At 61.4% G+C, this 20,652-nt stretch carries 22 protein-coding genes; 15 read left to right on the forward strand and 7 right to left on the reverse strand.

Going from position 1 to position 20,652, the window contains the following annotated elements; genetic code table 11:
- Positions 1-118: 118 nt before the first annotated feature.
- The 11 genes from uppS (at position 119) to lpxB (ending at position 10,689) form a co-directional block, all read left to right on the forward strand.
- Entirely contained in the window at positions 119-844 is a 726-nt protein-coding gene (gene uppS / locus AN189_RS04160; RefSeq protein ID WP_056031480.1) for a polyprenyl diphosphate synthase, read from the forward strand.
- Position 845: 1 nt separating this feature from the next.
- Positions 846-1,655 (forward strand): phosphatidate cytidylyltransferase, encoded by an 810-nt coding sequence (locus AN189_RS04165; protein ID WP_056031483.1) that lies wholly within the window; start codon positions 846-848, stop codon positions 1,653-1,655.
- Positions 1,652-2,821, forward strand: coding sequence for a 1-deoxy-D-xylulose-5-phosphate reductoisomerase (gene dxr, locus AN189_RS04170; protein ID WP_056031486.1), 1,170 nt, complete (start codon positions 1,652-1,654; stop codon positions 2,819-2,821). The genes AN189_RS04165 and dxr overlap by 4 nt, the downstream gene beginning before the upstream one ends.
- A gap of 4 nt (positions 2,822-2,825) precedes the next feature.
- Complete coding sequence (rseP, locus tag AN189_RS04175) at positions 2,826-4,154, forward strand: RIP metalloprotease RseP (protein ID WP_056031489.1); 1,329 nt, start codon at positions 2,826-2,828, stop codon at positions 4,152-4,154.
- A 74-nt stretch (positions 4,155-4,228) separates the two neighbouring features.
- Complete coding sequence (locus tag AN189_RS19675; protein WP_301281435.1) at positions 4,229-4,354, forward strand: hypothetical protein; 126 nt, start codon at positions 4,229-4,231, stop codon at positions 4,352-4,354.
- 170 nt (positions 4,355-4,524) lie between these two features.
- On the forward strand, positions 4,525-6,807 hold the full coding sequence (bamA, locus tag AN189_RS04180; RefSeq protein WP_253279555.1) for an outer membrane protein assembly factor BamA: 2,283 nt from the start codon (positions 4,525-4,527) through the stop codon (positions 6,805-6,807).
- 20 nt (positions 6,808-6,827) lie between these two features.
- Positions 6,828-7,436, forward strand: a complete 609-nt coding sequence (locus AN189_RS04185) for an OmpH family outer membrane protein (RefSeq protein ID WP_083484258.1) — start codon at positions 6,828-6,830, stop codon at positions 7,434-7,436.
- A gap of 73 nt (positions 7,437-7,509) precedes the next feature.
- Positions 7,510-7,983 (forward strand): 3-hydroxyacyl-ACP dehydratase FabZ, encoded by a 474-nt coding sequence (gene fabZ / locus AN189_RS04190; protein WP_056031492.1) that lies wholly within the window; start codon positions 7,510-7,512, stop codon positions 7,981-7,983.
- Positions 7,980-8,762 carry an acyl-ACP--UDP-N-acetylglucosamine O-acyltransferase gene (gene lpxA, locus AN189_RS04195; RefSeq protein WP_253279546.1) on the forward strand — a complete coding sequence of 261 codons (783 nt, stop codon included), beginning with the start codon at positions 7,980-7,982 and terminating at the stop codon, positions 8,760-8,762. The genes fabZ and lpxA overlap by 4 nt, the downstream gene beginning before the upstream one ends.
- Complete coding sequence (locus tag AN189_RS04200) at positions 8,759-9,541, forward strand: LpxI family protein (RefSeq protein WP_056031498.1); 783 nt, start codon at positions 8,759-8,761, stop codon at positions 9,539-9,541. Before lpxA ends, AN189_RS04200 begins: the two co-directional genes overlap by 4 nt.
- Positions 9,538-10,689: a lipid-A-disaccharide synthase gene (gene lpxB / locus AN189_RS04205; protein ID WP_056031501.1), complete on the forward strand. Its 1,152-nt coding sequence runs from the start codon at positions 9,538-9,540 to the stop codon at positions 10,687-10,689. Before AN189_RS04200 ends, lpxB begins: the two co-directional genes overlap by 4 nt.
- Positions 10,690-10,765: 76 nt before the next feature.
- Here the strand turns inward: lpxB and AN189_RS04210 are convergent, their stop codons facing one another.
- The 4 genes from AN189_RS04210 to guaA all read right to left on the reverse strand — a co-directional run bounded on the left by AN189_RS04210 (position 10,766) and on the right by guaA (position 15,074).
- On the reverse strand, positions 10,766-12,250 hold the full coding sequence (locus tag AN189_RS04210; RefSeq protein ID WP_056031503.1) for a hypothetical protein: 1,485 nt from the start codon (positions 12,248-12,250) through the stop codon (positions 10,766-10,768).
- 132 nt (positions 12,251-12,382) lie between these two features.
- Positions 12,383-13,240, reverse strand: a complete 858-nt coding sequence (locus AN189_RS04215; protein WP_056031505.1) for a DMT family transporter — start codon at positions 13,238-13,240, stop codon at positions 12,383-12,385.
- On the reverse strand, positions 13,237-13,482 hold the full coding sequence (locus AN189_RS04220; RefSeq protein WP_253279547.1) for a putative quinol monooxygenase: 246 nt from the start codon (positions 13,480-13,482) through the stop codon (positions 13,237-13,239). Before AN189_RS04220 ends, AN189_RS04215 begins: the two co-directional genes overlap by 4 nt.
- Before the next feature lie 17 nt (positions 13,483-13,499).
- Positions 13,500-15,074: a glutamine-hydrolyzing GMP synthase gene (gene guaA, locus AN189_RS04225; RefSeq protein ID WP_056031510.1), complete on the reverse strand. Its 1,575-nt coding sequence runs from the start codon at positions 15,072-15,074 to the stop codon at positions 13,500-13,502.
- Between the two features lie 127 nt (positions 15,075-15,201).
- On the opposite strand from guaA, the gene AN189_RS04230 reads away from it, so the two are divergent.
- The gene (locus AN189_RS04230; protein WP_056031513.1) at positions 15,202-16,749 is read left to right on the forward strand and encodes a trimethylamine methyltransferase family protein; all 1,548 of its coding nucleotides are present in this window, start codon (positions 15,202-15,204) and stop codon (positions 16,747-16,749) included.
- Here the strand turns inward: AN189_RS04230 and AN189_RS04235 are convergent.
- Complete coding sequence (locus tag AN189_RS04235) at positions 16,742-17,050, reverse strand: DUF6477 family protein (protein ID WP_157057375.1); 309 nt, start codon at positions 17,048-17,050, stop codon at positions 16,742-16,744. The two genes, AN189_RS04230 and AN189_RS04235, sit on opposite strands and share 8 nt — an antisense overlap.
- 235 nt (positions 17,051-17,285) lie before the next feature.
- Here AN189_RS04235 and AN189_RS04240 point away from each other — a divergent pair, with 235 nt between their 5' ends.
- Complete coding sequence (locus tag AN189_RS04240) at positions 17,286-18,353, forward strand: DUF6456 domain-containing protein (protein ID WP_056031519.1); 1,068 nt, start codon at positions 17,286-17,288, stop codon at positions 18,351-18,353.
- 99 nt (positions 18,354-18,452) lie between these two features.
- Positions 18,453-19,400: a lipoyl synthase gene (lipA, locus tag AN189_RS04245; protein ID WP_056031521.1), complete on the forward strand. Its 948-nt coding sequence runs from the start codon at positions 18,453-18,455 to the stop codon at positions 19,398-19,400.
- On the opposite strand, the gene AN189_RS04250 is transcribed toward lipA, so the two are convergent.
- Positions 19,397-19,576 (reverse strand): hypothetical protein, encoded by a 180-nt coding sequence (locus tag AN189_RS04250; protein WP_056031524.1) that lies wholly within the window; start codon positions 19,574-19,576, stop codon positions 19,397-19,399. The genes lipA and AN189_RS04250 overlap by 4 nt on opposite strands.
- The gene (gene hpt, locus AN189_RS04255; RefSeq protein ID WP_056031527.1) at positions 19,573-20,109 is read right to left on the reverse strand and encodes a hypoxanthine phosphoribosyltransferase; all 537 of its coding nucleotides are present in this window, start codon (positions 20,107-20,109) and stop codon (positions 19,573-19,575) included. The genes AN189_RS04250 and hpt overlap by 4 nt, the downstream gene beginning before the upstream one ends.
- A gap of 82 nt (positions 20,110-20,191) precedes the next feature.
- Between hpt and AN189_RS04260 the strand changes: the two genes are divergently transcribed.
- A complete protein-coding gene (locus AN189_RS04260) occupies positions 20,192-20,641 on the forward strand; it encodes a type II toxin-antitoxin system RatA family toxin (RefSeq protein WP_056031531.1) in 450 nt (149 codons plus the stop codon).
- Positions 20,642-20,652 lie beyond the last annotated feature (11 nt).

The raw sequence follows: 20,652 nt of genomic DNA on the forward strand, positions 1-20,652 counted from the left end.
TTGCCCGGGTTGGGCGTTGATCCGCCAACCTGGGTCAGCGCTGTTTGCGACCGCATCAACGCGGGCGTAGTGACCGGGCGGAAGATGATCCGCCATGTTAAAATCAGAAAGGGCCACCATGCCCCAGGACGAGCAGACACCACAGGGACCGCATCACGTCGCGGTCATCATGGACGGAAACGGGCGATGGGCGCAGCAGCGGGGCAGGCCCCGGTTGTTCGGTCACCACGCCGGTGCGCGGCGTGTCCGCGAAATCGTGCGGGCCTGCCCCGATGAGGGCGTCAAGTATCTGACAATCTTTGCCTTTTCGACCGAAAACTGGAAACGGACCCAGACCGAGGTTGCAGGTCTGATGGCATTGTTCCGCCGTTACATCCAACGCGAGGCGATGGCGCTGCTGTCCGAAGGTGTGCGGGTGCGGTTCATTGGCGACCGGATCAAACTGGACGACAAACTGGTCAGCCTGATGGATAACCTCGAACTGCTGACGGCCCATAATGACAAGGTGCACCTGACGATCGCCCTGAACTATGGCGGTCGTGACGAGGTGACCCGCGCCGCACAGCGTCTGGCCGTCGAGATCGAACAGGGCCGGTTGACCCACAAGGATGTGGATGCGGAAACGCTGTCGCGTTTCCTTGATACACGGTTCCTGCCGGACCCGGATCTGGTCATCCGGACCAGTGGCGAGGCACGGATCAGCAATTTCCTGCTGTGGCAGTCCGCCTATGCGGAATATGAATTCATCGACACGCTCTGGCCTGATTTCACAAGCAAGGTGTTCTCCGAAGTGCTGGCCGGATACGGCCAGCGCGAACGCCGGTTCGGGGCTGTTCCAGCATAAGATGGCTGGATCTGACCCGCAAACCAACCCCGGGAAATGGGATGATCTGACTGTCCGCATGGCGTCAAGCGCGGCCATGGTCGCGGTTGGTGCCGTGGCTGTCGTCCTGGGCGGCGTCTGGTTCCAGATCCTCGTGATTTTCGCTGTTGCCGTGATGATCTGGGAAATCTGGATGATGATCGCGCCCGATCTGCCGACCCCAGGCATGATCCTTGCGGCGCTGACCGCGTCGGTGCTGTCGGGCATGTTGACCCACGAAAGTGCGTTGATATTGCTGCTGTTTCTGGTGGTGCCAATTGTCGGCGCCTATATGGTCAAACACGAACGGCTGTATTTCTTTTGCTTTGCCTTTGGCGTGCAAGTGGCGGGCTGGGGGTTGCTCACGTTCCGCGCGGACTATGGTTTCACGTGGATCTTGTGGCTGGTCAGCGTCGTCGTCGCCACTGACGTGTTCGGCTATCTGGTGGGCCGGATCGTGGGTGGTCCGAAATTCTGGCCCAAGGTCAGCCCCAAGAAAACCTGGTCCGGGACCGCAGGCGGCTGGGCTGCGGCCGGCCTGGTCGGGGTTGTTTTTGCGATGCTGACAAATGCGGGTTTCACCATCGTGGCGCTGAGCGTGGTGCTGAGTTTCGCCAGCCAGTTGGGCGACATCATGGAAAGCGCGTTCAAACGCCGGATGCGGGTCAAGGACAGTTCCACGTTGATCCCGGGTCATGGCGGTTTGTTCGACCGGTTCGACGCATTGCTGGGGGCATCGTTGTTCATGCTGCTGATTGCCAGCGCATTCAACGTGCCGGGCGTGAACTTTTGAGGCGGATCACCATACTGGGTGCCACGGGGTCGATCGGACAAAGCACCATTGATCTGATCAAGCGACGCCCCGACGATTTTGATGTCGTTGCCCTGACAGGTGGCTGCAATGCCAGACAGCTGGCTGCCGATGCCATCGCCTTGCGTGCTGAAATTGCGGTCGTGGACAGTGCCGATTGTTATGGCGAACTCCGGGATCTGCTGTCCGGCACCGGGATCGAGGCTGCCTGCGGTGCGCAGGCCATCGCCGATGCCGCACGCAGGCCCGCCGACTGGATCATGTCCGCGATCGTGGGTGCGGCTGGTCTGCCGCCGGGTATGGCCGCCCTTGAACAGGGCAGCACGCTGGCCCTGGCCAACAAGGAATCGCTGGTCACTGCCGGGCCACTCTTGATGGCGACGGCTGCGCGGTATGGCGCACGTATCCTGCCTGTGGACAGTGAACATTCCGCCGTGTTTCAGGCGCTGGTCGGGGAACCGATGGATGCGGTCGAACGGGTCATCATCACCGCGTCCGGCGGCGCATTCCGTGATTGGCCGCTGGAACAGCTCAAGTCCGCGACCGTGGCGCAGGCCTCTGCCCATCCGAACTGGGACATGGGGCAGCGCATCACCATCGACAGCGCGTCCATGTTCAACAAGGCGCTGGAGCTGATTGAAACCAAAGAGTATTTTGGCATCTCGCCGGACAAGATCGAAGCCATCGTGCACCCTGAATCGCTGGTCCATGCACTGGTGGGGTTCAACGATGGCGCATTGATGGCCCATGTCGGACCGCCTGATATGCGCCATGCGATCGGCTATGCGCTCAATTGGCCGGACCGAAGTCACCTGCCGGTTGCGCGGCTGGATCTGACGGCTGTCGGCGCGCTGACGTTCCGTGCCGCCGACGAGGTGCGTTGGCCCGCGCTGCGCATGGCCCGAGAGGTGATGGCCGCGGGCGGCAAGATGGGTGCGGTTTTCAACGCGGCAAAGGAGCGGGCGCTTGATGCGTTCATCGCTGGGCAGGTGGGGTTCATGGACATGCCTGTGGCGGTGGCGGAAACGCTCGCCAAAATGTCAGCGCAATCGGGTCTGCAAAACGCCCCGATTTCGTTAGAAGAGGTTATGGAAACGGATCGCCTGTCGCGTATCTGCGCCGACGCGGCATTGGCAAAACTGGGATGACATCATGGATCTGACGACACTTCTGCCCTCGCTGGGTGGTGGCCTGTTTACGCTTTTGGCGTTTGTCGTATCGCTGTCGATCATCGTGACGATCCATGAATACGGCCATTACATCGTCGGGCGCTGGTCCGGTATCCATGCCGAGGTGTTTTCGGTCGGGTTCGGGCCGGTGCTGTTATCGCGAACCGACAAGCGCGGCACGGTCTGGCAGATCGCAGCCCTGCCGCTGGGCGGCTATGTCAAGTTTCTGGGGGACGCCAACGCTGCATCCGTCGGCAGCGACGGCAAGGAGGTGCCCGGTCGGGATGCGCGCCACACGATGCTGGGTGCCCCGCTCTGGGCGCGGGCCGCGACCGTTGCGGCGGGGCCGTTGTTCAACTTTGCGCTGACGATCCTGATCTTTGCGGGCTACCTGATGTGGGTCGGGACGCCGTCCGATCCGACGACGGTCAAGCGGGTGTTCGACCTGCCGCCGCAATTCGCCACCGAAATTCAGCCCGGTGACGCGCTGGTGGCCGTTGGTGGTCTGGATCTGAACGAAGAGGGGGTGCAGTTCGATTCCATTCCCGTTGCCGCCAGCGTTGACTATACGGTGGTCCGCGACGGCGCTGAAATCGTGGTGTCCGGTCCCTATCCGGTGCCGCCGCGCGCATCGGGGGTGACGCCGCGGTCTGCGGCCGATGATGCGGGCCTGCGGATCGGTGACGTCATCACGTCAGTGAACGGACAGCCGATCATCGCATTTCGCGAACTGGTTGATATCGTGACGGCCGGTGACGGCGACGCACTGTCACTCGAGGTTTGGCGTCGTGGTGACATGATCGACGTAGAACTTGCCCCCCGGCGCGTCGATCTGCCCCTACCCGAAGGCGGGTTCGAGACGCGCTGGTTGATTGGTGTGAACGGCGATCTGTTCTTTAGCGCCGCCACAGACCGAGTGGGCCCGTTCGAGGCGCTCTGGATCGGTGTGCAGCAGTTGTGGCGCACCCTGACCGTGTCGCTGTCGGGGCTGTGGCATGTGGTGACCGGCGCAATTTCGACCTGCAACATCTCGGGACCTGTGGGAATTGCGGAAACCAGCAGCACGATGGCCAGTCAGGGTGCAGGGAATTTCATCCTGTTCATCGCGTCGCTGTCGGCGGCTGTCGGCCTGCTGAACCTGTTTCCGATTCCGATCCTAGACGGCGGACATCTGGTGTTTCATGCCTATGAGGCGGTTTTCCGCCGCAAGCCGACGGATGCTGCACTGCGGGTGCTGATGGCGGCGGGGCTGGCGCTGATCCTGACGTTCATGATCTTTGCCATTCTCAACGACATCTGGTTCTGCCCATGATCGGCCAGACTCGCTGCATAGTTTCGCCACATTTGGGCGGTATTTCACATTCAACTTGTGAAAGGAGCCCTGACATGCAGACGATAAAGCAAGGTTATCGTAGCGTCAGCACCATCGTGTCCCTGAACTGGGACCGCGCGATCATGACCGTTATCCTGATGCTTGCCCTGTATTTGGGCGGCTACGTCGCGTTGTTGTAGCAACAGCCTTCGAACCTACCGAATATTGACGCGCTCGCAGGTTTGCGGGCGCGTCTTGCTTTTGACATCCTGCTTGGGAATGGCTAATCCGTTTACAACTGGGGATGACAAAAGCAGGCGCTGACATGACTTTGACAACGGGGGGCGTTCGTGCGTCCGGGCTGATGGGAATGTGTCGCACTGCGACGCTGGTTTTTGCGGTCGCGGTTCTGCCAGCTGCACCAGCATTTGCACAGAGCTTTACGTTCAATAACGTTGTCATCAACGGCAACCAGCGCGTGGCCGACAGCACCATCCTGACATTTGGCGGAATTGCGCGCGGCGAAACGGTCGATGCGGCAGCCCTGAACGATGCAGGCCAGAATATCCGTGCGTCGGGCCTGTTCGATGACGTCGAGGTGCGGGCGCAGGGCAATACGCTGGTCATCGACGTGGTGGAATTCCCGACAGTCAGCCAGGTTGCGATCGACGGAAACCGGCGTCTGGCCGATGGCGAGTTTCTGCCACTGCTGGAAAGCCAGCCGCGCCGCATCTATTCGCCTGAAACCGTTGAACGTGACGTTGCAACGATCACGTCGATCTACGCGCGCAACGGTCGCATCAACGCAAGCGTGACCCCCCGCATCATCCGCCTGTCCGAAAACCGCGTGAACGTGGTCTTTGAGGTCAGCGAAACAGGTGTGACCGAGGTCGAGCGCATTACCTTTGTCGGCAACCGCAGTTTTTCTGACAGGCGCCTGCGTGGCGTGTTGGAAACCAAGGAAGCCGGTCTTTTGCGCGCGATCATCAGCCGCGATACATTTTCCGAGGATCGGATCGCCTTCGATCGGCAGGTGTTGACCGATTTCTACCAGTCGCGCGGTTACGCCGATTTCACGCTGCAAAACGTCGATGTGGCGCTGACACGCGAACGCGACGCCTATTTGATCACCTACAACATCCAGGAAGGTCAGCAGTTCACGTTCGGCAATGTGTCCGCCAGTTCTGCCCTGCCAGAGGTGGATGTCGCGACATTCCAGGCCGCACTCAGCACGCGCAGCGGGCGGACCTATTCGCCCGGTCAGGTCGACCGCGATATCGCGCGTCTTGAACGGCTTGCAATCCAGCAGGGTCTGACGTTCGTTGCCGTGGAACCGCGGATTACGCGCAACGACCGCGACCTGTCGCTGGACGTGAATTTCGAGCTGGTGCGCGGGCCGCGCATCTTTGTCGAACGTATCGACATCGAAGGCAATTCCACCACGCTGGACCGGGTTGTGCGCAACCAGTTCCGCGTCGTCGAGGGTGACCCGTTCAACCCGCGCGAAATCCGTCAGGCCGCCGAACGTATCCGCGCCCTTGGCTTTTTCGCGAATGCCGAGGTTGACGCGCGCGAAGGGTCCAGCCCGGATCAGGTCGTCGTCGATGTGAACGTCGAGGAGCAGCCGACCGGTTCGCTGTCCTTCGGTGCCAACTACAACAGCGATGTGGGTGTGGGACTGGTTGCCAGTTTCCGCGAGGCGAATTTCCTGGGCCGCGGACAGGCCGTGGGCGTGCAGGTATCCACCGCCAGTTCCAACCGCGTGTTCGATTTCAATTTTTCGGAACCGAATTTCCTGGGCCGTGATCTGCGTGCAGGTATCGATCTGTCCTACCGGGTCACCGATAATCAGAACGCCGATTACGACACTGAAAATTTCCGTCTGAGCCCCAACCTGACGTTCCCCGTCAGCGAAAACGGGCGTCTGACGACCTTTGTCGCACTCAGCTATGACGATCTGACCGGTCTGGAAGACGCGACAGGCATCAGTTCGATCATCCAGGAAGAGGCCGCACTGGACGGTGTCACGACGCAATCGCTGGGTTACGCCTACAGCTTTGACAACCGGCGCACCGGGCTGGACCCGACCACGGGTTTCGTGTTCCGCTTCGGTCAGGAATTCGGATTTGGCGACACGCAGTTCATCAAGACATCTGCGCTGGCTGCGGCCGAAACCAAGGTTCTGAACGAGGACGTCACGCTGCGGGCCACGATCGAGGGCGGGCATCTGTCCTATCAGGACGGATTCAGCCGTGTGACCGACCGCTATTTCCTGAACGGCAATACCCTGCGCGGGTTTGATGCCAACGGTGTGGGGCCGCGCGATCTGGACCCGGCCAATGACGTGAACGACGCGCTGGGTGGCAACAGCTTTGCCGTGGCCCGGCTCGAGGCGGAATTCCCGCTGGGCCTGCCCGAGGAATACGGCATCACGGGGGGTGTTTTCGTCGATTACGGTTCGGTCTGGGATATCGGACGCCAGCCGAATGCGACGACGATCTACAACGACTTTACCGGGCGTTCGACCATCGGTTTCGCGATTTTCTGGACAACGCCGCTGGGGCCGCTGCGGTTCAACTTTACCGACGCGCTCAAGGCCGAGGAATTCGACGAAACCCGTTCGTTTGACCTGACGATTTCGACAGCATTCTGATGCGGGCGGCGGTTCTGGCCATGTGCGTCGCAGTTGCGGCGTGGGCTGGCCCGGCCGCCGCACAGCAGGATGCGCAGGCGTTGCCGATCCTGATCGTCGACTACGACCGGCTGTATATCGACAGCGCATACGCCCAGCAGATCCGCGCCGCACTGGACGCGGATGCCGAGGCGTTGAAGGCCGAGAACGACCGCATCGTGGCGGCCCTGACCGACGAAGAACGGTCACTGACCCTGCGCAGACCGACCATGACCGCCGAGGCATTCCGCGCCGAGGCAGATGCATTCGACACCAAGGTGCAGGCCATCCGGCGCGCGCGTGACGCCAAGGAGGTCGAGCTGCAACGCGCGCGGTCCGCCGCGCGCGATGAATTCTTTGTGTCGGTGCGGGATGTGGTCGGGCAGCTGATGCTGGAACGCGGCGCATCGCTTATTCTGGATCGGCGTTCTGTCTTTCTCGCACTGGCGGCGTCCGATATCACGGACGAGGCCGTGGCCCGGATCGACGCGGTGATGATGCAATCAGGGCAGGCGCCCGATGCCGACCAGCCGTTGATTGGCGGGACCGAGCCAGAATCTACCGATGACACCCCCCTTGATACGTCACCGGCGGTGCCGCTGAATCCCTGAGTGACTTGTCGATCAAGAGGCCAGTTGTTAGTCAGTCTCGTGGCCTAAGCCGCCCAGACACGCAGGAGCCCAGATGTCCGATACTCAACAGACCCCGATCACCGTCGCTGACATTCATCTGATTCAGGCGATCCTGCCGCATCGGTATCCGTTTTTGCTGGTTGACCGCGTGATCGACATCAATGGCACCGAAACTGCGACCGGGATCAAGAATGTCACCATGAACGAGCCGCATTTTCAGGGGCATTTCCCCGGTGCGCCAATCATGCCCGGTGTGACCATCATCGAGGCGATGGCGCAGACGGCCGGTGTGATGGTGGGCGCGTCGATGGGTTTGGTGAACGGCGACCTGCTGATCTATTTCATGTCGATCGACAAGGCCAAGTTTCGCCGCAAGGTCATTCCGGGCGACCGGATGCTGATGCATGTGACCACGACGCGCGGCAAGCCGGGCGGCAAGGTCTGGAAATTCCACGGCCGTGCCGAAGTCGACGGTGAGCTGGCGGCAGAATGCGAATTCTCGGCCATGCTGGACCTCAAGGGGTGAGTGCCGACATTCATCCGACTGCGGTGGTGTCCGATCACGCGGTAATCGGCGCAAATTGCACCATCGGGCCATTCTGCATGGTCGGGCCCAAGGTCGTCCTTGGCGACGGTGTCTGGCTCAAGAGCCACGTGGTTGTGGATGGTAACACCCATATCGGTGACGATTGCACCGTGTTTTCGTTTTCCGTGATCGGTGAAATTCCGCAGGATCTGAAATTCGCGGGCGAGGAAACCAGTCTGCGGATCGGTAAACGCAATCGCATCCGCGAAAGTGTGACGATCAACACCGGCACGGCCGGTGGCGGGGGTGTGACGCGGATCGGCGACGATTGCCTGCTGATGGCGGGCTGTCATGTGGCCCATGATGCGCAACTGGGCGACCGGATCGTGGTGGTCAATTCTGTTGCCATCGCTGGTCACTGTATCATCGAAGACGATGTGATCATCGGTGGGCTGTCGGGGATTCACCAGTTCGTCCGGATCGGGCAGGGTGCGATCATCGGTGCGCTGTCGATGGTGACAAACGACGTGTTGCCGCATGGCCTGGTCATGGGCGAACGTGCCGGGCTGGAAGGGTTGAACCTGGTCGGGCTCCGCCGTCGTGGCGTGCCGCGCGACGATATCTCTGCGCTGCGCCGGGCGTTCGAAAGTCTGAAGTCCGGTGAAGGCACATTCCATGCGCGGGTCGAGGCCTTGCAGGACACCGATAGCGCCTATGTGAAACAGCTGGTCGATTTCGTGCTGGGTGATACGGATCGCAGTTTTCTGATCCCGAAATGACGCTGGCGCTGATCGCGGGTGCCGGTGACCTGCCGGTGGCGCTGTTGGGAAGGCTGCCTGCGCGCCCCTTGATCTGCGCCCTTGACGGGGCCGAGCCGCGTGTGACGGTTGATCTGTGGTTCAGGCTGGAACGGATCGGGGGATTTTTACGGGATCTGCGGGCGCGTGGGATAACGCAGGTCTGTATGGCTGGCGGCATCCAGCGTCCCGGTATCGCATGGCGGCAACTCGATTGGCCGACAGTGCGGTTGCTGCCGGTGATGCTGCGCGCGCTGTCCAAAGGTGACGATGGCGCATTGCGGACATTCATCGCCGTTCTTGAAAACCACGGGCTGCGGGTTGTCGCAGCCCATGACATCGTGCCGGGGCTGTTGCCTGTGGCTGATGTTTTGACCGTGACGCATCCGGGGCCGTCCCATCGGGCCGATGCGCTGGTGGGGGACCGTTGCCTGCATGACATGGGACGGCGCGACAGCGGGCAAGCCTGCATCCTGCGCGATGGCAGGGTCGTGGACGAGGAGGACCGTCAGGGCACGGACGCCTTGATCGGACGCAATCGGGGCGCGGGCGGTATTCTGTTCAAAGGGCCAAAACCCGGTCAGGATCGGCGTGTTGATCTGCCGGTCATCGGGCCGGGCACGGCACGGGGCGTGATCGCGGCAGGTCTCGACGGTATCGTGATCGAGGCCGGTGGCGTGATGGTTTTGGACCGCGACGCGGTTGTCGCCACGCTGGATGCCGCGCAGAAATTTCTCTGGGTGCGCGAGGTGACGCGATGAGGGTTTTCGTGATCGCAGGAGAGCCGTCTGGCGACGCGCTGGGTGGGGCCGTGATGGCAGGGCTGCGGCAACTGCGGCCTGACGTCAGCTTTGACGGTGTGGGCGGGCCTTTGATGCAGGCGCAGGGTCTGGTCAGTCGTTTCCCGATGGACGAGTTGAGCGTGATGGGCCTGGCCGAGGTGCTGCCGAAATATCGCGGGCTCAAACGGCGGATTGCCGAATGCGCGCAGGCGGTTCTGGACACGCGACCCGATGTCCTGCTGACGATCGACAGCCCGGACTTCTGTTTGCGCGTCGCCAAGCTGGTCAAGGCAGGCAGCGAGATCACGACCGTGCATTACGTGGCCCCTTCGGTCTGGGCGTGGCGACCAAAGCGGGCAGATCGTATGGCGCATCATGTCGATCATGTGCTGGCGCTCTTGCCGTTCGAGCCGCCCTACATGACCGCAGCCGGCATGGGGTGCGATTTCGTCGGCCATCCGGTCGTCGCACAGCCGCAGGCCAGTCAGACCGAGGCCGAGGCGTTTCGCATGCAGTATCGCAATGGTGCCGGGCCACTGGTGCTGGCCTTGCCCGGATCGCGCAAGGGCGAGGTGACGCGCCTGACCGCGCGTTTCGGTGCCGCATTGGGACAACTGCATGACAGTCATCCCGATCTGTCGGTGGTCATTCCCTGCGCGGCATCGGTTGTTGGATTGGTGCGGGATCTGACCGCGCATTGGCCTGTGACGCCGGTTTTGATTGATCCTGCGGATGACCCTGACGGTGCGGTGAAACGTGCGGCGTTTCGTGCGGCTGACGTGGCATTGGCAGCATCCGGCACGGTGTCGCTGGAACTGGCGGCTGCCGGAACGCCGATGGTGATTGCCTATGACATGGCGTGGCTGTCGCGGGTCATCATGCAGCGCATGGTGCGGATCGACACGGTCACATTGGTCAACCTGGTGTCCGACACGCGTGCGGTGCCCGAATACATTGCCGCGGATTGCACGGCGGACAAGATCAGTGCCGGCCTGCGCGACACGCTGGCCGCACCGGGTGCGCAGCAGATCGCGATGGACCTCACGATGGACCGGCTTGGGCGTGGTGGTGAGGCACCCGGCCTGCGGGCCGCGCGTGCGCTGATTGCCGTCGCTGAGAACACCTGATCCAGACAGCACCCGAAAATGCAAATGGCCCCGCCTGTGACAGGCGGGGCCATTTGTTGTTCGGACGCTTGTGCGATCAGAAACGATAGCCGACCGACAGACCAACAGCGATGGCCTTGTTATCGCTGAAGTTGGTGGCCAGCGTCTCGTCCGCGCTGTCGAGGCCGTCACCAAAGGTCACGTATTCGATGCCGCCCGTGATCTTGAAGGCGTCATTGGTGTAGGTGCCACCGATGCCGAACGCGGTGGAACCGTCCGTGGGCGCAAGGCGCGACAGCACGTCATCGTTGCCTTTTTCATAGGTCACGCGGGCAAATGCCGAGAACTGGTCGTTGATCCGACGGCCGACACCCAGACGGTAGGTGGTCACGTCGTCGTCGATACCCGTCACGCGGTCGCCGGTGATGGCCTGATAGCCTGCGGGGCGGACCTCCCAATCGGACCATTTTGCGTGGCGGATCGAACCGAACACCAGCGTGTCAGCTGCAACACCGGACTGGAAATCCAGCGTGAACACATCCGGCATTTCGATGTCGGTTGTGCTGGTCAGCTGTGCGGCGGGCAGCGCATCCACGTTTTCGGTGGTGACGAAGGAATGCGTATAGCCTGCCTCGTAGGTCAGTGCGACGCGCAGCGCGATTTCGGGACGCTCGTATGCGACACCGACAAGGTAGCTGGTGGCGCGGTCTTTTTCGGTGGTGGCCGTATAGGAGTACGGACCATCGATGGGATCACCGCCAAAGCCGGCAGCAAAACCTGCAAGGGCCTGATCACCCAGCGCCGTCGCTGCTGCACCTTGGGCTTGTGCATCGGCACCCAGTGCCTGCGCCTGCGCGCCCAATGCCTGAGCCTGCCCACCAAGGGCCTGAGCCTGTGCGATCAATGGCGTCGGATCCTGCTGGGCCGCAATGGCCGCGGGGATCTGGTTGTTCTGAATGTCCAGTGCCTGAGCACCCAAAGCTTGTGCCTGAGCACCCAGCGCCTGCGCCTGTGCACCCTGTGCCTGGGCTGCTGCACCCTGTGCCTGTGCGGCAGTGGCCTGCGCTGCGGACTGGGGCACGACCGTGTTCAGTGCGACCAGTTTGTTGGGGATCACGATGTTGGCCTGGCTCTCGATGCTGCGCAGACCACCGTAGACGCTGATGTTCGGCGTTGCCTGATATTTCAGAACCAGCGCGATTTGCGACGAATCCCATTCTGCGGCCAGACCGGTGTAGTCACCGTCGGGGTAGAATGCGTTGGCACCAAAGGGCTGGTTCAGGAACAGGCCCAGGTCCAGTTTTTCGTTCAGCGCGTATTTCAGGGACAGCGATGCGGTGGAATAGTCCTCGGCCATGCCACCGGTGCTGCCACCGTTGAAAACGCTGGGTCCGCCTTCAAAGATCGGCGCGGTTGTCGGGTAGTCGCCCGATACGTCCGGGCGCACGGTCGCAAAACCCAATTCAACGTAGTTTCCATCTTCGAACAGGACTGCGTAATTGTTGAGCGTACGGTCGATACCGCCGGCAGATGCGGCGGTCGTCAGCATCAGTGCTGCGGCCGTCGATAGTGAAAGTTTCATGTCTCCATCCCATCCATGAAATTAGTTGCATTCGTTCATGTCTGGGAAGCGTTTACGATTCGGTCAATGTTTGACCTTACGTTACACAGACGTCACATTTGTCCATGTGACTTGATTGACGCGGGGGACGGTTCAGGCGGCTGCCTTGCGGCGCAGGTTGATGTAATTGCCCGCGATGATGAACGCTGCACCCAGGAATAACCACGGGTCTAGGGGTTCTGCATAAACCAGTGCACCGATGATCGCGATGGTCGGCAACCGGGCGAAATCCATCGGCATGACGATCGTTGCGGTCGCCAGCGACAAGGCGTTCGTGAGGCAAAAATGCGCAAGCAGGCCCGCGCATCCGATCACGACCAGCCATGGCAGGGTCGCGGCATTGGGCATGGCGATGTCCATGTCCCAACCGGCGCAGATGATGCCAAAGACGGCCTGCATGACGGTCAGGTAAAACAGGATGCAGGTTATACTGTGCCGCCGGGTCAGCCGCCGGGTAAAGATCGCGGTCAGGGCGAAAAATATTGCACAGGCCGCGGCGGCTGCCAGACCGGGTGTCAGCGGGATCGTGCCCGGACGGGTGACGATCAGAATGCCCAGGAATCCCATGATGGCCGCGATGACGCCCGCCTGCGTGATGCGTTCGCCCAGCAAGAGCGGTGACAACAACAGCACCCAGATCGGGGTCGTGAATTCCAATGCAAAGACCTGTGCCAGCGGGATGCTGGCGACGGCAAAGAACCACAGGTTCTGGCCGGTGAAATGCGCAAGGTTGCGCATCCCGTGCAGGTGCAGATCACGCCTGTCGATCTGGTTCAACGTGCCTGCGAAACCTGCAACCGTGACCACGATGATGATACCCAGCAGGCTGCGAAACAGCATGATTTCAAAGGTATCGAGGGCAAAGCTGATCTGGCGGCCTGCAACGGCCATGGATGTAAAAGACCCGATGGCACCGATCATCCACAAACCAGCGCGCAGGGTCGGGTTCATCCCTTGGTCACCGTGTAATTGCGTGGCAGACCGGCCGTCACCTCTGCCCATTCGCTCGCGCCAGCGCGTTGCTGATGGGTGTCGAATGCGGCCTGATCCGCAAAGGTTTCAGACACCGTGAAAACGCCCGGAGTGGTTTCGGCCACGTCGAATGTGATGCAGCCGGTTTCCTGACGGGTCAGCGCGATATGCGCAGGCAAGGCCGCCCGGACCGCATCACGGCGGTCAGGCGGGCAGGTCATTGCCCCCGTCAGGTGGATCATTCCCACTCGATCGTGCCCGGAGGTTTGCTGGTGATGTCATAGGTAACGCGGTTGATGCCCGGCACCTCGTTGATGATACGCGTCGCGGTTTCGCCCAGGAAATCGTGGGTAAACGGGTAGTAATCCGCGGTCATGCCGTCGACCGATGTCACCGCGCGCAGGGCGCAGGCAAAGTCATAGGTGCGTCCGTCGCCCATCACGCCGACGGTGCGCACCGGCAGGATCGCGACAAAAGCCTGCCAGATTTCGTCATAGAGGCCGTGCTTGCGGATCTGGTCGATATAGACCGCATCTGCCTTGCGCAGGATTTCCAGCTTTTCACGGGTGATTTCACCGGGGCAGCGAATCGCAAGGCCGGGGCCGGGAAAGGGGTGGCGTCCGATGAACGACGGCGGCAGACCCAGTTCGACGCCCAGTGCGCGGACCTCGTCCTTGAACAGCTCGCGCAGGGGTTCGACCAGTTTCAGACCCATCTTTTCGGGCAGGCCACCGACGTTGTGGTGGCTCTTGATGGTGACAGACGGGCCGCCGGAAAAGCTGACCGATTCGATCACGTCGGGATACAGCGTGCCCTGGGCCAGGAATTCCGCGCCCTGAATGCCGTCGGCGTATTTCTGAAACACGTCGATGAACAACCCGCCGATGATCTTGCGCTTGGTCTCGGGGTCGCTGACGCCATCGAGTTTGCCCAGGAACAGATCTGATTCGTCGGCATGGATCAGGTTGAGGTTGTAGTTGTCACGGAACATCGTGACGACCTGTTCGGCCTCGCCCTGACGCAGCAGCCCGTGGTCGACAAAGACGCAGGTCAGTTGGTCGCCGATCGCCTCGTGGATCAGGATCGCGGTGACAGAGCTGTCGACGCCGCCGGACAATGCGCAGATGACCTGTTTGTCGCCCACCTGTTCGCGGATCGCCGCAATGGCCTGTTCGCGGTAGGCTTCCATCGTCCAGTCGCCGCTGAACCCGGCCAGCCGCACAAAGTTCTCGTACAGCTTTGCGCCGTTGGGGGTGTGGTGCACCTCCGGGTGGAATTGCACGGCATAGAAATGGCGTGCGGCATCGGCGGTGATGGCGAAGGGTGCATTGGGGGAGGTGCCGTAGACCTCGAACCCCGGTGCGATCTTGGCGACATGGTCGCCGTGGCTCATCCAGACCTGTTCACGATCTTCGGTGAACCAGCCATCCAGCAGGTCAAGACGACCCGTGGGCGTCACGAATGCGCGGCCGAATTCGGCAGTGCCACCACCGCCCGAAATCTTGCCACCCTCAACGTGGCCGCCCAGATCCTGCATCATGACCTGCTGGCCATAGCAGATGCCCAGAATTGGCACGCCAAGGTCGTAGATTGACTTGGGCGGTCGGGGTGATCCCGGCCGGGTCACGCTGTCCGGTCCGCCGGAAAAAATCACGGCGCGGGGGGCAAAATCAGCCAGAAAAGCGTCCGTGACGTTCTGGTAGGGGTGAATTTCGCAGTAGACGTTCAACTCGCGCAGCCGGCGGGCGATCAGCTGGGTGACCTGGCTGCCAAAGTCGACGATCAACAGGCGTTCATGTTCAATCATATCCATGGGGTCTGATTATGCTGTCACAGGCGGCGCTGCAATGTCGCTTTCGTGCGCGGCATGGCGTTTGTCACCCCGCCCGACATGATTTGCCGGCGTATGAAGGGCCAACGCAAGCTTGATGAGGCCCGACATGACAGAAACAATTTCCCCCAGCCGCAGGGCCCGTGGTGGCGGTGGGGCCGCCCGGCGTGCGGAACGCACTGCCTTCAGCGTCGAAACCGCAAGGTATATCGAACGCAACATCCCCAACTACGAGGTTCTGACCGAAGAGGCGTTGGAGGTCATCGAGCGTAACGCCGAAACGGTTCTGGCCGAGATCGGTGTGAATTTCGTCGATAACCCGGCGGCGCTGGAGCGTTGGCGCGCTGCGGGTGCGCAGATCGAGGGTGAACGCGTGCGGATTCCCCGCGGTCTGGCACGCAAGCTGTGCAGCACGGCCCCGTCGGAATACACCCAGCATGCCCGCAACCCTGAACGGTCCGTCGTCGTCGGCGGCAAGAATCTGGTGCTGGCCCCGGTTTACGGCCCGCCATTTGTGCGCGACGCAGAGGGTGGCCGCCGATATGCGACGCTGGATGATTTCGAGAAATTCGTAAAGCTGGGCTATATGTCGAAATGGTTGCACCATTCCGGCGGAACGGTCTGCGAACCCACCGACATTCCGGTCAACAAGCGGCATCTGGATATGCTGCTGGCGCATATGATTCTGTCGGACAAGCCGTTCATGGGGTCGGTGACAGAACCCAGCCGCGCACAGGATTCCATCGACATGTGCAACATCCTGTTCGGCGCGGACTTCGTGCAGAACAACACGGTGATGACGTCACTGATCAATATCAACAGCCCGCTGACATTCGATTCGGTGATGATGGGCGCGCTGGAGGTTTTTGCCGCCAACAATCAGGCCAGCATCATCAGTCCGTTCATCGTGGGCGGTGCGATGGCACCGACCTCGGTGGCGGGGACGCTGACGCAGGTATTGGCAGAGGCGCTGGCCGGCATTGCCTATTCCCAGCTTGTCCGGCCCGGATCGCCGGTGGTGATGGGGGCCTTTGTGACCTCGATCGACATGAACTCGGGCGCACCGACCTTTGGCACGCCAGAGGCCAGCCATATCACCTACGGTGTGGGTCAGCTCGCGCGGCGTCTGAATCTGCCATACCGGTCGGCGGGATCGTTCTGCGGGTCGAAACTGCCCGATGCACAGGCCGCCTATGAATCGGCGAACAGCCTGAACATGGGCCTGCTGTCCGGCGTGAATTTCATGTTGCACGCCTGTGGTTGGCTGGAAGGCGGTCTGGTTGCCAGTTTTGAGAAATTCGTGATGGATGCCGACCAGTTGGGGGCATTGCACCATTTCGCAAAGGGCGTGGACATGTCCGAAAACGGGCAGGCCATGGATGCCATCGCCGAGGTCGGACCGGGTGGCCATTTTCTGGGCTGCGCGCATACGCAACAGAATTTCAAATCCGCGTTCTGGCGGTCAGAACTGCTGGACTACAAGCCATTCGAGACCTGGGACGAGGAGGGCGCGCGCGACACGCAGGCCCTGGCCAGTGCGCGGGTCAAACGTCTGCTGGACACATACCGGCAGCCGCCCCTCGATCCCGAGATCGAGGCACGGCTGCGTGCCTATGTCGCCGACAAGAAGGCGTCGATGCCCGACAGCTTTATGTAGGGGGTGGCACCGGGCTGGGGCGCGTTGCTGCAAGGTCGCGCGCCTCTGACATGATGGCACATAACGCGGTGATGTGATCGCCGATCCGGTAATCGTAGGATTGCGCGCGGCGGGCAGCATCCATTTCGGCCTCTCGTTCCATCAGGATCATCAACGTCGGACCGGGCGTCGCCGGCACCCGCCCGTCGAGCAAACGCGACAGGTCGCGACCCCGTTGATAATCGGTCAGCGCAAAGCGTGCAGCGCGCACCAAAAGCTGTGGTCGATTGAGCCTGCGTATCTGTGTGTGAAGATCGAGCATCGTGTCATCCTTTGCATTTTCGTCTCGCAATGGATGTCAGTTTTTCACAATCTTGGGCGGTGTTGCGCCGCAGCCGATTTCATCGCGCGATCCCTCAGGTGAAAATAAATCCTTTCAGAGCAGAAAGTTACGAGTGTGTTAATATTAACGTCTAGTTAATTAGACACTCATAGGTTGTTCGAAATAGACAGGTTGGCCTTGGTCAAACCTGCGTAGCCGGGAAGGGGGCGCAACGATGAATTCAACACAAAACGCAAATGATGCGGACTGGGTGCCGTCGCCAGTCCAAGACTATATTGCCCACACGACCAAGGGACGGTCCATTCGTGCACTGGCGCGCAAACGGGCGGTTCATCCGTCAACGATCCTGCGGCAGGTGCGCAATTGCGAGGCGCGTCGTGACGATCCGCTGGTTGACGCGGCCTTGCGTGCGTTGTCCGAAACAGATGCGCATCTCGAACAAAAGGCATCTTCGATCACGCCCATGTCGCCGATCGCGGCGATGCCGTCGCGCACCCTGAGCAAGGCGCGCATGGAACGTGAGGCGGGTCATATCCTGCGACGTCTGTGCGAACCCGGTGCGGTCATGGCCGTGGCCCGTGACATGGACAGCGCGGTGATCGTCAGAGAGGACGCAGAGGGTGAAACGCTGCGCACGGCTGTGGTTGCGGCTGAATTGGCACAGGCCTTTGCGTTGCAGAACTGGATTTCCTGCGCCGATCCGGGCGCACGGATTGCGCGTTATTTCGTGACATCGACGGGCCGGGCCGAATTGCGCCGATTGACGGCGCGTGACGAAAACCGGGCGCAGGGGTTTGCGGATGCGGCAGCGGGGCATGCGGACTGGATTGCCCCCAACGGACGGCAGATCGCATCACGGTTCATCGCGACCGAAACGCCGCTGATGGGGCTGTCACGCCGGCGCGACAAGGCGGGAAAACCATTCCTGTCGCGTGAACTGGTGCAGGCCGGAGAGCGTCTGCGAGAGGATTTCGTCGTCGCTGACGCAGGCCCGGACGTGACTGAAGACTGGCGCGCCGCACTTTCGCTTGAACCGCGCAGGTCATTGGCGCGGGGTGCCCTGGCCGCGCGGAAACGGGTGACGGATGCGCTGGATGACCTGGGGCCGGGATTGCAGGACGCGGTCCTGCGGTGTTGCTGTCTGCTGGAAGGCCTGGAAGTGACCGAGCGTGCGATGGGCTGGTCCTCGCGGTCGGGCAAGATCGTGCTGCGCATCGCCTTGCAACGCCTGATGCGTCACTATGACAGTGCTAACGGCAAACAGTCACCCATGATAGGCTAGGCGCCGATGTGCATGGCGGGACTGCGCGGCGGGTTCATGGACTTTTGCTGCGCAAGCGCCTAAGTGCAAGGGAACCAATGGCGAACCAAGGCGGTCATCATGCGCGACCTGAAAATTCCGGCTCAGCGGCATCCTGAAAAGGCCAAGCGACCCGACAACGTCCAGCCCAAGAAACCGGACTGGATCAGGGTCAAGGCACCGACGTCCGAGGGGTACAAGACCACGCGCGATATCATGCGCACCCACAAGCTGACGACGGTCTGCGAAGAAGCGGGTTGCCCCAACGTCGGCGAATGCTGGAGTCAGGGCCACGCCACCATGATGATCATGGGCGAGGTTTGCACCCGCGCCTGTACGTTCTGCAATATCGCGACAGGCAAACCGCCCGAGGCGCTGGATGTGTTCGAGCCGGGCCGCGTCGCGGATGCGGTCAAGAAACTGGGTCTGAAACACGTCGTGATCACGTCCGTTGACCGTGACGACGTCGCGGATGGCGGGGCAGAGCATTTCGCGCAGACCATCCGTGCCGTGCGCCGTCAGGCCCCGGGCACGACAATCGAAATCCTGACGCCCGATTTCATTCGCTGTGCTCCAGAGGCGCTGGAGGTCGTGGTCGCGGCGAAACCGGATGTGTTCAACCACAACCTTGAAACCGTGCCCGGCCTCTACCCCGAGGTGCGGCCCGGTGCGCGATATTTCCACAGCCTGCGTCTGTTGCAGCGGGTCAAGGAGCTGGACCCCACCATGTTCACCAAATCCGGTATCATGGTCGGGTTGGGCGAGGACCGTCAGGCTGTCATCCAGGTAATGGAGGACATGCGCGCCGCTGACATCGATTTCCTGACAATCGGTCAGTATCTGCAACCGACGCCCAAGCACCACCGCGTTGATCGTTTCGTGACCCCAGAAGAGTTCGCAGCCTACGAGAAGGCCGCGTTCGGCAAGGGGTTCCTGATGGTATCGGCCTCGCCTCTGACGCGGTCCAGCTATCACGCGGGCGATGATTTCGCTAGGCTTCAGGCGGCGCGGCTGGCCAAACTGGGCTAGGGTTGCGTGATGGGGCGCGGACCTGCCGGGTCCGCCTCCACACTCAGGCCGAACAGGTGTTCGGCCCCTGCCAGCGCAAGACAGATCGCAATCACCGCAAGGCCCAGCCAGACCCGCTTGGCCGATGGCGGATTGCGCGCCCAGCGACTGGCGTTCAGCAGCCAGCGCGGGTTCATGATGTGAACCGCACGCAGCCGATATAGGGCAGGTTGCGATTACGCTGCGCGTAGTCGATGCCGTAGCCCACGACAAAGGCGTCCGGGATTTCAAACCCGATCATGTCGGCCTTGAAATCGACCTCGCGACGGGCGGGTTTGTCCAACAAGGCAATCGTTTTCAGACGGGCCGGATTCCGTGCCATGACGAAATCCGTCACCCGGGCAAGGGTATGGCCCGTGTCGACGATATCCTCGACGATCAGCACATCGCGACCTTCGACGGTGCCGCGCAGATCCTTGAGGATTCGCACCTCGCGGCTGCTTTCCATGCCGTCGCCATAGCTGCTGGCCTCGATGAAATCGACCTCGACCGGCAGATCCAGTTCGCGCACCAGATCGGCGATGAATACGAATGATCCACGCAGCAGGCCCACGACCAGCAGTTTGTCCGTGCCTGCGAACGTGGTCTGGATTTCATCGGCCAGCGCCTCGATTCGCGCGGCAATCGCTTTTGCGCTGATCATCTGGTCAATGACATAGGGTTGGCTCATGGGGTCACCTGTCGCACCGGGGTTGATTTCAGGGGCCTACATACGACATTCAGTGGTATAGTCACACAACCGAAAGTCACCAATGCCAGTTCACGACGAGACACGGGTTCTGCCCTATACACCGCAGCAGATGTTCGATCTTGTCGCCGATGTCGAAAGCTACCCGAAATTCCTGCCCTGGACAGCGGCGGCGCGCCTGCGCGACCGCACCACGTTCGATGACCGGGTCGAGATTCTGGCGGATCTAGTGGTCAGTTTCAAAGTATTCCGCGAAACCTTTGGCAGCCGCGTCACACTGTGGCCCGCGCAAAAGGCGATCGACACGCAATATATTGACGGCCCGTTCAAGCATCTGAATTCTCGTTGGGAATTTTCGGATGCACCAGAGGGCTGCAAGGTGCATTTCCACGTCGATTTCGAATTCAAAAATCGCCTGCTTCAGGGGGCGGCGGGCATGTTTTTCAATCAGGCGATGCAGACCATCGTCAAGGCGTTCGAACGGCGTGCAGCGGCGCTATACGGCACCGCATGACGTGATTTCGG

The organism is Loktanella sp. 3ANDIMAR09, from assembly GCF_001420005.1.
GTDB lineage: Bacteria > Pseudomonadota > Alphaproteobacteria > Rhodobacterales > Rhodobacteraceae > Loktanella.

Bases quoted from the DNA above. Each gene is read 5' to 3' on its own strand.
- uppS (WP_056031480.1), top strand. From the start codon at position 119: ATGCCCCAGGACGAGCAGACACCACAGGGACCGCATCACGTCGCGGTC.
- AN189_RS04165 (WP_056031483.1), top strand. From the start codon at position 846: ATGGCTGGATCTGACCCGCAAACCAACCCCGGGAAATGGGATGATCTG.
- rseP (WP_056031489.1), top strand. From the start codon at position 2,826: ATGGATCTGACGACACTTCTGCCCTCGCTGGGTGGTGGCCTGTTTACG.
- AN189_RS19675 (WP_301281435.1), top strand. From the start codon at position 4,229: ATGCAGACGATAAAGCAAGGTTATCGTAGCGTCAGCACCATCGTGTCC.
- bamA (WP_253279555.1), top strand. From the start codon at position 4,525: ATGTGTCGCACTGCGACGCTGGTTTTTGCGGTCGCGGTTCTGCCAGCT.
- AN189_RS04185 (WP_083484258.1), top strand. From the start codon at position 6,828: ATGTGCGTCGCAGTTGCGGCGTGGGCTGGCCCGGCCGCCGCACAGCAG.
- fabZ (WP_056031492.1), top strand. From the start codon at position 7,510: ATGTCCGATACTCAACAGACCCCGATCACCGTCGCTGACATTCATCTG.
- AN189_RS04200 (WP_056031498.1), top strand. From the start codon at position 8,759: ATGACGCTGGCGCTGATCGCGGGTGCCGGTGACCTGCCGGTGGCGCTG.
- lpxB (WP_056031501.1), top strand. From the start codon at position 9,538: ATGAGGGTTTTCGTGATCGCAGGAGAGCCGTCTGGCGACGCGCTGGGT.
- AN189_RS04210 (WP_056031503.1), bottom strand. From the start codon at position 12,250: ATGAAACTTTCACTATCGACGGCCGCAGCACTGATGCTGACGACCGCC.
- AN189_RS04215 (WP_056031505.1), bottom strand. From the start codon at position 13,240: ATGAACCCGACCCTGCGCGCTGGTTTGTGGATGATCGGTGCCATCGGG.
- AN189_RS04220 (WP_253279547.1), bottom strand. From the start codon at position 13,482: ATGACCTGCCCGCCTGACCGCCGTGATGCGGTCCGGGCGGCCTTGCCT.
- guaA (WP_056031510.1), bottom strand. From the start codon at position 15,074: ATGGATATGATTGAACATGAACGCCTGTTGATCGTCGACTTTGGCAGC.
- AN189_RS04230 (WP_056031513.1), top strand. From the start codon at position 15,202: ATGACAGAAACAATTTCCCCCAGCCGCAGGGCCCGTGGTGGCGGTGGG.
- AN189_RS04235 (WP_157057375.1), bottom strand. From the start codon at position 17,050: ATGCTCGATCTTCACACACAGATACGCAGGCTCAATCGACCACAGCTT.
- AN189_RS04240 (WP_056031519.1), top strand. From the start codon at position 17,286: ATGAATTCAACACAAAACGCAAATGATGCGGACTGGGTGCCGTCGCCA.
- lipA (WP_056031521.1), top strand. From the start codon at position 18,453: ATGCGCGACCTGAAAATTCCGGCTCAGCGGCATCCTGAAAAGGCCAAG.
- AN189_RS04250 (WP_056031524.1), bottom strand. From the start codon at position 19,576: ATGAACCCGCGCTGGCTGCTGAACGCCAGTCGCTGGGCGCGCAATCCG.
- hpt (WP_056031527.1), bottom strand. From the start codon at position 20,109: ATGAGCCAACCCTATGTCATTGACCAGATGATCAGCGCAAAAGCGATT.
- AN189_RS04260 (WP_056031531.1), top strand. From the start codon at position 20,192: ATGCCAGTTCACGACGAGACACGGGTTCTGCCCTATACACCGCAGCAG.